This window comes from Xenophilus azovorans DSM 13620 (genome assembly GCF_000745855.1).
Lineage (GTDB): Bacteria > Pseudomonadota > Gammaproteobacteria > Burkholderiales > Burkholderiaceae_C > Xenophilus > Xenophilus azovorans.
In genome coordinates this window covers 1-10,377 of record NZ_JQKD01000090.1, presented here as the reverse complement: position 1 = coordinate 10,377, position 10,377 = coordinate 1, and the positions used below count along the sequence as shown (strand labels likewise).

The 10,377-nt window shown below is 69.2% G+C and carries 13 protein-coding genes and 1 pseudogene; 12 read left to right on the top strand and 2 right to left on the bottom strand.

The genetic code is table 11. The features are described 5' to 3' along the window. The coding region (locus Q392_RS25585) for a transposase (RefSeq protein ID WP_038214929.1) at positions 1-298 on the top strand (298 nt) is incomplete at its 5' end. Between the two features lie 816 nt (positions 299-1,114). Further along, positions 1,115-1,615: a hypothetical protein gene (locus Q392_RS25575; protein ID WP_038214926.1), complete on the top strand. Its 501-nt coding sequence runs from the start codon at positions 1,115-1,117 to the stop codon at positions 1,613-1,615. Positions 1,616-1,639: 24 nt separating this feature from the next. Here Q392_RS25575 and Q392_RS31510 read toward each other — a convergent pair whose 3' ends face one another. Beyond that, a complete protein-coding gene (locus tag Q392_RS31510; protein ID WP_051953964.1) occupies positions 1,640-2,056 on the bottom strand; it encodes a DUF6283 family protein in 417 nt (138 codons plus the stop codon). A 286-nt stretch (positions 2,057-2,342) separates the two neighbouring features. Here Q392_RS31510 and Q392_RS25565 point away from each other — a divergent pair, with 286 nt between their 5' ends. The 4 genes from Q392_RS25565 (at position 2,343) to Q392_RS25550 (ending at position 4,981) form a co-directional block, all read left to right on the top strand. After that, positions 2,343-3,161, top strand: a complete 819-nt coding sequence (locus Q392_RS25565; protein WP_038214923.1) for a DUF932 domain-containing protein — start codon at positions 2,343-2,345, stop codon at positions 3,159-3,161. 175 nt (positions 3,162-3,336) lie between these two features. Next, the gene (locus Q392_RS32325; protein ID WP_084217404.1) at positions 3,337-3,990 is read left to right on the top strand and encodes a DUF7673 family protein; all 654 of its coding nucleotides are present in this window, start codon (positions 3,337-3,339) and stop codon (positions 3,988-3,990) included. A gap of 35 nt (positions 3,991-4,025) precedes the next feature. Further along, positions 4,026-4,478: a helix-turn-helix domain-containing protein gene (locus tag Q392_RS25555; protein WP_038214921.1), complete on the top strand. Its 453-nt coding sequence runs from the start codon at positions 4,026-4,028 to the stop codon at positions 4,476-4,478. An 11-nt stretch (positions 4,479-4,489) separates the two neighbouring features. Continuing rightward, positions 4,490-4,981 carry a hypothetical protein gene (locus Q392_RS25550; protein WP_157008277.1) on the top strand — a complete coding sequence of 164 codons (492 nt, stop codon included), beginning with the start codon at positions 4,490-4,492 and terminating at the stop codon, positions 4,979-4,981. Here the strand turns inward: Q392_RS25550 and Q392_RS34245 are convergent. Then, a complete protein-coding gene (locus Q392_RS34245) occupies positions 4,903-6,405 on the bottom strand; it encodes a PDDEXK nuclease domain-containing protein (RefSeq protein ID WP_211260301.1) in 1,503 nt (500 codons plus the stop codon). The genes Q392_RS25550 and Q392_RS34245 overlap by 79 nt on opposite strands. 707 nt (positions 6,406-7,112) lie before the next feature. Here Q392_RS34245 and Q392_RS25540 point away from each other — a divergent pair. The 6 genes and pseudogenes from Q392_RS25540 to Q392_RS25515 form a co-directional block, all read left to right on the top strand. After that, positions 7,113-7,424 (top strand): hypothetical protein, encoded by a 312-nt coding sequence (locus Q392_RS25540; RefSeq protein ID WP_038214915.1) that lies wholly within the window; start codon positions 7,113-7,115, stop codon positions 7,422-7,424. Between the two features lie 4 nt (positions 7,425-7,428). Further along, the gene (locus Q392_RS25535) at positions 7,429-7,644 is read left to right on the top strand and encodes a hypothetical protein (RefSeq protein WP_051953962.1); all 216 of its coding nucleotides are present in this window, start codon (positions 7,429-7,431) and stop codon (positions 7,642-7,644) included. Beyond that, the gene (locus Q392_RS25530) at positions 7,641-8,348 is read left to right on the top strand and encodes a hypothetical protein (RefSeq protein WP_038214912.1); all 708 of its coding nucleotides are present in this window, start codon (positions 7,641-7,643) and stop codon (positions 8,346-8,348) included. Before Q392_RS25535 ends, Q392_RS25530 begins: the two co-directional genes overlap by 4 nt. Then, positions 8,345-8,767: a hypothetical protein gene (locus Q392_RS25525; RefSeq protein WP_157008275.1), complete on the top strand. Its 423-nt coding sequence runs from the start codon at positions 8,345-8,347 to the stop codon at positions 8,765-8,767. Before Q392_RS25530 ends, Q392_RS25525 begins: the two co-directional genes overlap by 4 nt. Next, positions 8,764-9,426 (top strand): hypothetical protein, encoded by a 663-nt coding sequence (locus Q392_RS25520; RefSeq protein ID WP_038214906.1) that lies wholly within the window; start codon positions 8,764-8,766, stop codon positions 9,424-9,426. Before Q392_RS25525 ends, Q392_RS25520 begins: the two co-directional genes overlap by 4 nt. A gap of 717 nt (positions 9,427-10,143) precedes the next feature. Continuing rightward, positions 10,144-10,377, top strand: a pseudogene (locus tag Q392_RS25515) (IS21 family transposase); the annotation flags it as partial.

Genomic DNA, 10,377 nt, shown 5'->3' with positions numbered 1-10,377 from the left:
CGACCGGCGCCGCATCGCCGCGCTGGTGGGCGTGGCGCCTTTGAATCGCGACTCCGGCCAGATGCGCGGGCAGCGTTGCATCTGGGGTGGGCGCGCCGATGTGCGACGAACGCTGTACATGGCCACCCTCACGGCAGTGCGGTACAACCCGGCGCTCAAGGCGTGCTACGAGCGCCTGCTGATGGCCGGCAAGCGCAAGAAGGTCGCCCTGGTCGCCTGCATGCGCAAGCTGCTGACGATGCTCAACGCCATCGCCAAACATGGCTCGATGTGGGATTCGACTATGCATTGCGCTTGACGAGCAAGACGGTTGCTCAGTCGGTGATCCGGCTGCCGTGCGTGGCCACCAGTTGCCACCGACCGTCGCGGAGGGCCCGCACCCACGTGAGGCGGAAAGCATCCTCGAAGCGTCGTGCCTCCTGGCGGCCGGCCAACTGAAGACGCAGCGCCACGACCACGGCGCCGGCCAGCGGCCTGACGACACGTTGCGACGCCTGAGGGTGACTTCACCATGGCGTTAATTTGCCCGCAGGACTCCCTGTGCAGGATGGACGCCCCATGGCACCCGACGACGCTGAACGGGAGGCGCCCGGGTGAACAGCGCCATCGGCGAGGGCTCGCTCATCCTCGGCCACGGGGCGTGCCCGTTGCCTCGCCCTAGGAATGGGACGAGGTCCCGGCTTCGGCCGCGCAGCGGCCGGGTCTCCGGCCCTGTTTCCTGCAAGTCCTGGACGTTCGGCGTGCAGCGCGGTCGAGCAGGTGCCGGCCGGCCGGCAGCGGCTGGCGGGATGGCGTTGGGACAGCCGGGCCGCCTCTTTCCCGACGCCTGCCACGCGCGCTCCGCCGTCCAGGGCAAGGGCTTCGCCACCGCAAGCGGTCCCGGAACGGCCATCGCTGGCGCGTGCCCCTATGGCGTCGAGGCGGCTCCGAAAGCAGATCCCATCCCCACCGCGGCACCCGCCGCAGAAAGGCACGCCATGTCCGCATCCCTCTCGGCTACGTCGCGCTGCTGCCCGCGCACCCAGGCTCTCGCGGGCGTTCCCCCCGCACCCCCCGAGGACTCACCGCAAGCAGACCCTCAGCGCTTCGCGCTGAATCTATCGAGGAGATCAGCATGCCGTTGATCCACGACCGACTGCCGCAGCCGCAGGCGTACTACGAGGCCCAGGATCTTGTGCTGCTGGGCAAGGGCGCTTGGCGCACCACACGCTGCGCATTCCACGGCGGCAGCGACAGCATGCGCGTGAACATCCGCAGCGGCGGCTTCTGCTGCATGGCGGGCTGCGGTGCGCGCGGCGGGGATGTGCTCGCCTACCACATGGCCGCGCATGGCCTGGGCTTCGTCGAAGCGGCCAAGGACCTCGGCGCCTGGGATCCGGAGGACCCCGCCGAGGCGGGCCAGCGATCCGGGCACCGGCTCCCGTACCGACCCCTGGGACTGCCGGCACGGGACGCATTGGCGTTGCTGCGCGAGGACGCGATGGTGGTGGCGGTGGCGGCTGGCAACCTCGCCAGCGGCCACCCGTTGACCGAGGCAGACCGCCGGCGCTTGCAAAAGGGCGCCGCGCGCATCCAGCGCCTGGCCGATGACCTTGGCATCGAGGCCTGGCGCTAGGCCGGGCCGGACATGACGGCATGTCTACGCGCCGGTGTCGCGCCCCGGAGCCGCGCAGGCCCGTGCTTCTGGGTCGTCAGGGGCCGTGCGACGCAGCTTCTCGAGCACCTCACCGTAGTTCGCATGCAGTTCCGGCCAGTGCGCGGCCGGCCGCAGGCGCGAGATGTCCATCCTGCTCTGGGCGACCGCGAGACGCACCGAGGGGTGGCGATGGCCCACGGAGGCGAGCCATCCGGCGCAGTGCACTTCGTGGCCGATGCCCGACTGGTGGCACGCGAACATGGATGCGCCGACGTCCGGTCCCATGCCCCGTTCGTCCGGGCAGGTGGCCTTCAGTCGCTCGGCCAGGGCGAGGCTGAAATGCGGGATGTCGCCGGCGTCCTGGTCGATGCGCCAGGGGCAGCTGGAGCAGGGGGTGCGGGGTGGTTGAGGATGGCTCATGAGTTCGCGACCGCCGGAGCGTCGGCCGGATGCGGCCCGAGGCCAGATGCATGTTCGGCGTGCGTGACGGCACCGAGGGAAGGGTTGCCAGATGGCGGACCGGAGGATAGCGGAAGAGGGAAGGGCGGTGTTGCCTGTGGTGCGCCACCGTATCACGCGGTGCTCGCCGTCAAGGCCTGCCCGCCAGGCGAGCCTGGCGCTTGCGGCCTGCGGCCGTCTTCGAGCCTTGACCGCTGCGCTGCCGCGTGAGCGCGGGTCGCCGCAGGCAATTCCGCCTGTGTCACCCATGGAGCTTCTCATGAACTTCTCCAATCTCACCTTCGCTGCCCGTTCGTCCCTGTCGCTGCAGGAGGTCCAGGCGCGTGCGCCGGCCGCCTTTGCCGAACAGGCCGCGCAGACCACGGGCCCGAAGTACGTGTTCATCAGTACCCGCGATATCGTCAGCGCGCTGATGGACGCAGGCTTCGAGCCGACCGAGGCTGTGCAGACCCGCTCGCGCGTTGGCGGCGGCGCCTACGCACGCCACATGCTGCGCTTCCAGCCTGTGGTGAAGGCACTGACCTGGGATGACGTGCTGGGCGAGATCGTGCTCATCAACTCCCACGACGGGCGCAGCGCTTACACGCTCAGGGCAGGCCTTCACAGACCCATCTGCCTGAACGGCATGCTCACGACCCTGGGCGACTTCGGCCTCATCCACGTCAGCCATCGCGGCAATGTGGTGGCCAACGTCGTGGAGGCCGCGCAGCGCATCACCCGGGACTTTGGCCGCATCGGCGAGGTCGTCGACGAGATGCGCGGCACGGTGCTGACCCAGGGCCAGCAACTGGACTTCGCGCGCGAAGCGCTGACGCTGCGTTTCCCGGAGCACGCCGAGCCGCCGGTGCAACCGGCGCAGATGCTGGAGCGGCGGCGCATGGCGGACGTCGGTGACGATGTCTGGCGCACCTACAACGCCTTGCAGGAGCATTGCCTGCGCGGCGGACTGCCGGGACGCACGGCGAAAGGCAGGACCATGCACATGCGCGGCATCCGCGCGATCCGCGAGAACGTGCGGTTGAACTGCGGCCTGTGGGACCTAGCGCTGCGGCGCATCGGCCGCTGAGGCGCAGCGGCCGGGGCCGGCGATGCCGGCCCTTTTTCCATGGGAGCCCCCAGGCGGGAAGCTATGCTTGGATTGATTGCCGCCATCCTCTGCGGTGACACCCTGGCGCCATGGGGTGTGTACATCGTGAGTGCGGCGGCGCCGCACACCCTGCATCTTTCAGGATCAGACCATCATGACTCAGCGACAAGCCATCGAGGAAGCCGGATTCGAGGCGCTGCAGCGCCTCTATGTCATCGCGCTGCGCGACTCCGGCCAGTGCCGCTTCGTCGCGCGCTTTCTGCTCGGCCTGTACAACGGCCTGCGCTTTCCTTTCGACCTGACCGATCTGCGCGGCCTGGACCAGGCGATCTTCGAGGACTGCATGGCCGCTCTTCGCATGGACGCGCGCCTGACGGCGCGCGAGGTGCACACGTATTTCGAGGACGGACACAACAAGTTCGAGGAGCTGGCCAAGCGGTGGGGCGTCGAGGACATGATGAGGGTGCGCGAAGATGCGAAGCGGGCGGCGCAGCCCGTGGGCACGCCGGCGCCGGTGCATGACGGCGGATATTTCGATGCACGGGTGAAAACCTACGGCGACGCGCCGGGTTACCGCCACATCAGCCTGGTGCTGGGCCTGGGCGAGAACGAGAACACGCAGATCGAGGTCCGCCTGGACCCCAGCGACTCAGTGGACGTCATGATGCACATCGCGCACGTGCATGCCTTCTGCTGGCGAAGCGGGCGCGGTCCGCTCGATGCCCGCGAAGGCGAGCAGCGGCCGCGATGGCTGGACCGCACGCCGGCGGAGCAGGCCGGCTATCCGTCCCCCTCGCCGGCCGTCTAGAGGCCTGTCAGCCGCAAGCGGCAAAATGCCGCCCCATGGCCAATATCGCATCCGTCCTCAAATCCGAGATTGCCCGCGTCGCCCGTAAGGAAGTGCGCGCTGAGATCGAGAGCCTGAAGAAGGCCAGCAGCCAACATCGCAGCACGATCGCGCAACTGCGCCGGCAGCTCGCCGACCTGCAAAGGCAGCTCAAGCAGGCCGGCCGGCAGGCGGCGTCCGCTTCGCGCAGCGCTTCGTCCAAAGGCACCGATGGCGAGGCGGCTGGCATCACGCCGCGGCGCTTCAGTGCCAAGCGGCTGGCCAGCCATCGCGCCAAGCTAGGCCTGTCTGCGGCCGACTATGGCCGCTTGGTGGGCATGAGCGGCGCGACCATCTACAACTGGGAGCAGGGCAAGTCACGGCCCGATGCCGAGCAGCTGCAGCGCCTGGCTGCGGTGCGTGCGCTCGGCAAGCGGGCGGTGGCGGCGCAGGTAGCCGCGCTGCCCTGAACGGGAATTCAGTGGATTCGACCCGTCGGCCCTCGGCCTCTGATCCGGGTCCCGAATGGATTTTTTTGGAGATATCGCACAGCGTGGTGGAACGCGGCGACACCGCTTCCGTGCTGCAGGCGCTCGATGCGGTCGCCTCCAGTGCGCAGGCCACCCGCCGCTACGCGAACGCGTTGAGGATCTTCTTCAACTGGCCCGAAGAGGACACGCGAGAGGTCTATCGGATCAAGGAGGTTCGGCGCTATGTGCAGGATCTCAGCCAGTCCTTCCCCTACTGGCTTCACTTTCTGGAAAAGGATGGCGACAGCCTGCTGGTGATCCTGCTATGCCTGGTGCCGATCGTGGATGCAGGCACCCGCCGGGGTGTGGTCAGGTCAGAAATGGAGGCAGCGGAGCTCAACAAGGTGGTGATGACACTGTTCGGTCACATGAACGCGCTGTATGCACGGCATGGCCTGAGCGCCGCCGAGAACTCGGCCATGACGCAGGCAGTGGGCCGGTAGCTGAAAGCGCACTTCGAAACGCCCGCGCCGCCCTGAAACATCACCGGCCAGCGCCTGGATCGCATCGGCCTCATGCGCGTAGCAATACCGGCGCTCGTATCCGGCCGGATCCAGCCCGACACCAGACCGATGGGGAAGTTGAAGCGATGGATGCCGCGCCGTCGCTCGCTCTGCTCGCCGATGTGCGACAGCGTGGCTTCGAACCATGGGTGTCCGGTGGCCTGCTGCCCAGGCCGAATGTCACGCGTCACTTTCTCGAGCCCTTTCGGCCGACCTCGGCCGGTGCAGGCAAAGCCGTGCGCACGACTTGCTGAAGCTGGCGCGGTGAGGGAAGCTTGCCGCGCAGATCCTCGGGCAGACGAGCCTGCAGGTGGTACTCTGCGACACCGATGGGGTTGGTCTTGCTGCGCAGGGCGAACTCGACCTCGAGGTTGTCCTTCTCCGCACACAGGATGATGCCGATGGAGGGCGCGTCGTCCGGCGCGCGCTCCTTTTCGTTGAGCAGGTTCAGGTAGAAGTCCATCTTGCCCGCGTACTCGCGGCTGGAAGGGCCCGACCTTTAGTTCCACCGCCACCAGTGCCTTGAGGAAGCGATGGTAGAACAGCAGGTCGATAAGGTACTCCTTGCGCCCGAGCGTCAGGCGGTGCTGCCGGCCGATGAAACAGAAGCCGTAGCCCAGCTCCAGGATGAAGTCGCGCAGCCTGTCGATCAGCTGATCCTCCAACTCGCGTTCCTTGACCGCCTTGCGCAGGCCGAGGAACTCCAGGCTGTAGCTGCTCTTGAGCGCTTCCTCGGCCTGCTCGGCCAGGTGGCTGTCCAGCACCCGCGGGAAGTTGTGGCTCTTGCCTTCGGCGAGCGAGCGCTCGAAGGCGCCTGCCTTGAGCTGGTTGAGCAGCACGTTGCGGCTCCAGCCCATGGCCGCCGTGGCACGCAGGTAGTACAGGCTCTGCGCTGGCGCCTGCGTGCGGGCCAGGATCAGCAGGAGATGGCCCCACGGGACTTCTGCGACAAGCTGTCGCAGAAGTGCGAGGGCGTCCAGGCCGCCCGGCTGGGCGGGCGTCGTGATGCGGCGCCTGGAAGGCGTTGCGGCCAGATTGCGCGGCAATTCTGCGGCAAGCTGTCGCAGAAAGTCCGCCCGGGTGCAGGTCTCGACCAGGCGCCGCATGTCCCAGACATTGCGGGCCGAGAAGCCCTGCACCCCGGGGAAGGCCGCGCGCAGATCAGAGGCGATGCGCTCGACCACGGACTGTCCCCAGCCCTGCGCTTGCTGGCGATGCAGGATGGCTTCACCGATGTCCCAGTAGAGCGAAACCAGCTCCCGGTTCACCGCGCGTGCAGCGGCGAGCCGCGCCGCCGCCACGCGATGCTTGAGCGTCTCGATGAACTCGGGATAGCCGGCCGGCAGGGCTTTCGGTGAACTCATGGGCGAACTGTAGAGCAGCCCACATCCCTGCCGGAGAGATCGCGCGGCATCGCCCATGGCTTGGCGGCCCCGAAGGGATAGGTCGCGCTGCTCCCAACGGATAGAACGACCCCGGTGTTTACGGCCCGACGCCGGACGTCGCCGGCGCAGGCCGACCAGGCTGTCGCGCTGGATGTCGAGCCCGCCTGTGAGCCGGGCTCCTGCCGTGGTCTCGACGCTGTGGACTTCCATCCTTCATGCGACGCGCGCGGACCGGTGGCTCCGCGCGCGCTCGAACAGCCTGGCGCCGGGGCCTGGCCCCGCGCCCTGAACAGCAGGCCTGCGGCCTGAGGGGCGCTCGGCGCGCGCCGGGTCCGGCCGGCAAGCAGCTGCGCCGCTGGCCGTGCTCCCGTGCGTCCCTTGTCGTTCATCGCCATTGGCGGCGACGTTGCTGCGGCCCGTGCCGTCCCGCAAGGGTGAAGGCGCTGCCCGCGCTCCTCGCCCGTTCGGTGCTCGCCCTTGCTCTCGCTTCGCTCCTTACGGGCTGCGCTCCGCATGCGGCCTGCGGGCGCGCCCTTGCGTGCCGTCCCGTGCCTTCGCTGCCGTGCGCCTGGGCGACGAACTCAGGGACGTACGGCGGCAGCAACGACCGGGGCTGCCGCTTGCCCTCCGAACCCCTCATCCCGAGGGCTCGGAATCTAGGAACCCCGGTCATCAGGAGAAATGCAATGGAGAACCAACCGACTGCCGGCGCGGACCCGCTCAGGCTCGAATTCCTGGCCGACCCCGGACATGGGTGGCTGGAGGTGGACATGGCGCACCTGCACGAACTGGGCATCGCCCAGCAGATCACGCCCTACAGCTACATCAGCCGCGACGGCTTCACGGCGTACCTGGAGGAGGACTGCGATGCGCCCCGGTACCTGCAGGCCTGCCGTGAGGCGGGCATCGCCATCGACATGCGCGAGCACCATACCAACGGCGACAGCTTCATCCGCCGGCTGCCCAGCTTCCCGAGGCAGGCGTGCCGCCTGGGGTAACGCCATGAGCCGCCGCTACCACTACCCCGAAGGCACCGTGCGCTGGTTTCGCTGGGACGGCCATGGCGACGTGCGCGCGCACCGTCCGCCGCGCGGCTGGGAAGCCGCCGCCGACCTGACCGACCGCCACTCCATCACGCGCGCACCGCTCAGCGGCTCGCAATGGTGGATGCGTGAGCGCAAGACCGAACAGCGCCCGGAATCGGAGCAGCGTCCATGACCCAGCCGGAACCCATCACGCCCGCCCGCTTCGCGGCGCCACTGGAAACCGACATCCGTCGCCTGCCGATGCCCTTCAGGCTGGCCGTCGAGTGGCTGCACGCACAGGGCGAGCACCGCACGCGCAGCCGTCTCGTGGCCACGATCGACTTCTATCTGCACTCGTGCGCCATGAGCCACCTGCCGGCCTCCGACATCCACTTCTACACCCAGTCGGCCGTCGCCATCGGCGTGAGCGCGCCGCTTCTTCAACTTCGAGGCGCAATCATGAACACCCACCGTCCCATCCTGCTCGACGCGCTGCGCGTGGGCGAGCTCTTCACCTTCGCGTCCGACCCGGGCCATGCGCAACCGGTTTACCTGCGCGGCCGGGGCGGGTACCGCCCCGCGCTCGGGGGGCCGCTGGTGCGCCACAGCGCGGACACGCGGGTCTATCGGCACGATCCGGGCTGGGCCATGCTAACGAAGGCGCGCACCGAGCCGCTGCCGTCCTTCGCCCGCACGGCCGTCGAGCGGCTCGCGGCCGATCACGCGCTGCGCACGGCTGCGCAACTGGATGCGCTGCTGGACGCCTATGTGCAGGACCGCGGCCTCGCATGCGACGAAGACGCGCGCCGCGACGCACACCGCGCCTGCGCCCATCGCTTCGGCGCCACCTTCCTGTCCCTTGCGGTGGCGCGCGGTGCGACGGGAGCGCGGCCATGAACACGCGCACACGCACTTTGGCAGGGCCACGCGCCTACGAACCGGATAGCTACCCCCGTCCGCGTTGGCAGGTGCATCGCCACACGCCGCCGTTCGGCATCGTCGTCGGCCCGTTCAACATGCGGTTGAGCTTCCCCGCCGGTTTGCCCGGACTGGAGCGCGAGCACCTGATTCACGTGGCGAGCGCGTTCGCCCGCGTCCTGCGCACGCCCACGGGCATGGGCCGGCTGCACAGCTTCGAGGCGTGGGCCGTGGTCATCACCCGCCAGTTCGACCTGCAGCACCCGAAGGTGCGTTCGGCGCTGCTCATGCTGCGGCGCATCGAGGGCGCCTGCGGCGCGGCGCAGCGCGCTGACGCCGATGCCGGCGCCGACACCGCCCATCCCTTCATCGAGAATCCCGCAAAGGAGCAGTCATGATCACCGAGTGCACCACCGCCGAGAAGAAGTTTCTCGCGGGCATCGTGGAGTCCGTCGCGCCCGGATGGCGCATCCGCATGATGGACGACGGCTCGCTCGCGGGCCTGGATTCGGGCATCTACCTGCTGGACACGCGCACCCTGTGGTGCGGCATGAGCTTCATGCGCTCGGCCGAACTGGCCGCCGTGCGCGCCCAGGCCGAGGCCAGCGGCCTGGAGGCCTCGGCTTTCAGCGGCCATGCGTCCCGCCTGATGCTCCAGGCTCAGGCCCAGGCCCAGGCGCTCGCGGGCGGGACGCCGGAGGGCGCCTTGGAGCGTGACATGTACTTCTCCGCCGCCGCCGGCCTGGTGTGCTCGCTCACCGCCGACATCGTGCTGAAGGGGGCCGCGAGCCTCGCCGGGCATTGGGTGCTCGTGCGCTACGAGATCCCCGGGGACCCCGGCCCGACGCGGCCGCTGTACGCGCGTTCGCACGGCCCGCTGCGGCTGCTCAGCCCAAAGGAGGTGTGTGGCTTCGCGGCGACCGCGATGGCGCTTGACCACGCCAACCCGGATTCGGCCGTGCGCCGGATCATCGGCCGGCGCCGGCCGGCCTTGAATCCCTTCTTCGCCGGGGCGGCCCCGGCCGAGTGGATCGACGCCGCCGCGCCGCGGCCCTGAAGCTCGGGCCCTGCAGCCCTTGATCTTGGCCTCCCGATGCGCCGCCGCGGATTCCCTGCGGCGGGGCAGGGCGGCTGCCTGGGCGGCGGCGGGGCAGCATGAGGCCGCCGATGCGGCCTGGCACGTCTCGTCTTCGCGAGACCTTCGCCTTCCGGCATCGGGTGGTCGGCGGGCGCAGGCGCGTGCGGACGGGATGAGGGGAGGGGACGCCGCGTCCTCAGTGCCTGCGACTCGCTGCGCTTCGTGCAGGCAGGCAACGCCGGCATGGCGAGCCGAGCGCATCGCACCCAGGTCGGTCGCGGTGGCGTGCGACCGACGGTGGCTTGCTGACGGCCAGCGCGTGCCTGCGCGCTGGGCCGGCCGGGAATGCGGCGGCGCTCGTGTCCTGCAGCCTTTCGCGGGCAACGGCCCTCGACTGCGCATCGTCGCCGGCGGCCGCGCTCGCGCAACGCCTGCGGCGTCCTTCTCTTCGTTGCGGCCTTCGCGTGCGCTCAGGTGCGCTCGCGCTGTGGCGCCACCGGCGCGGCTGCTTCGCGTCGGGCCTTCGCCCGGCGCGCGGCCGGCGCGTCCCGGCCTGGAGTGCTTCCCATGGACATCGACTGTTGGCGCCGGCCGAAAATTGACCCATCTGTGAGGGTTGTGCCGGTTCAAATTTGACCCGGGTGTTCAGCCTACCCTGCTGCTTTTTTAAGCGGCGGGATACCAGGAATGATCACCATGGCCATGATTGGCAAGGTCCTGCGGATGCACCACCGCGAGAGCAAATCGGTGCGAGAGATTGCGAGGGCGACGAGCCTGTCGCGCAACACGGTGAGGAAGTACCTGCGAGCGCCGGTGGCGCAGGTGCCGAAGTACGAGCGCCGCGCGGCGCCGGTGAAGCTGACGCCGTTCGTCGAGATGGTGGAGCTGGCATTGTTGGCAGATGCGCGCCGCCCGAAGAAGGAGCGGCGA

Excerpts from the sequence above, each read along its gene's own strand:
- Q392_RS25575 (WP_038214926.1), top strand. The coding sequence starts at position 1,115 with ATGCCGTTGATCCACGACCGACTGCCGCAGCCGCAGGCGTACTACGAG.
- Q392_RS31510 (WP_051953964.1), bottom strand. The coding sequence starts at position 2,056 with ATGAGCCATCCTCAACCACCCCGCACCCCCTGCTCCAGCTGCCCCTGG.
- Q392_RS25565 (WP_038214923.1), top strand. The coding sequence starts at position 2,343 with ATGGAGCTTCTCATGAACTTCTCCAATCTCACCTTCGCTGCCCGTTCG.
- Q392_RS32325 (WP_084217404.1), top strand. The coding sequence starts at position 3,337 with ATGACTCAGCGACAAGCCATCGAGGAAGCCGGATTCGAGGCGCTGCAG.
- Q392_RS25555 (WP_038214921.1), top strand. The coding sequence starts at position 4,026 with ATGGCCAATATCGCATCCGTCCTCAAATCCGAGATTGCCCGCGTCGCC.
- Q392_RS34245 (WP_211260301.1), bottom strand. The coding sequence starts at position 6,405 with ATGAGTTCACCGAAAGCCCTGCCGGCCGGCTATCCCGAGTTCATCGAG.
- Q392_RS25540 (WP_038214915.1), top strand. The coding sequence starts at position 7,113 with ATGGAGAACCAACCGACTGCCGGCGCGGACCCGCTCAGGCTCGAATTC.
- Q392_RS25535 (WP_051953962.1), top strand. The coding sequence starts at position 7,429 with ATGAGCCGCCGCTACCACTACCCCGAAGGCACCGTGCGCTGGTTTCGC.
- Q392_RS25530 (WP_038214912.1), top strand. The coding sequence starts at position 7,641 with ATGACCCAGCCGGAACCCATCACGCCCGCCCGCTTCGCGGCGCCACTG.
- Q392_RS25525 (WP_157008275.1), top strand. The coding sequence starts at position 8,345 with ATGAACACGCGCACACGCACTTTGGCAGGGCCACGCGCCTACGAACCG.
- Q392_RS25520 (WP_038214906.1), top strand. The coding sequence starts at position 8,764 with ATGATCACCGAGTGCACCACCGCCGAGAAGAAGTTTCTCGCGGGCATC.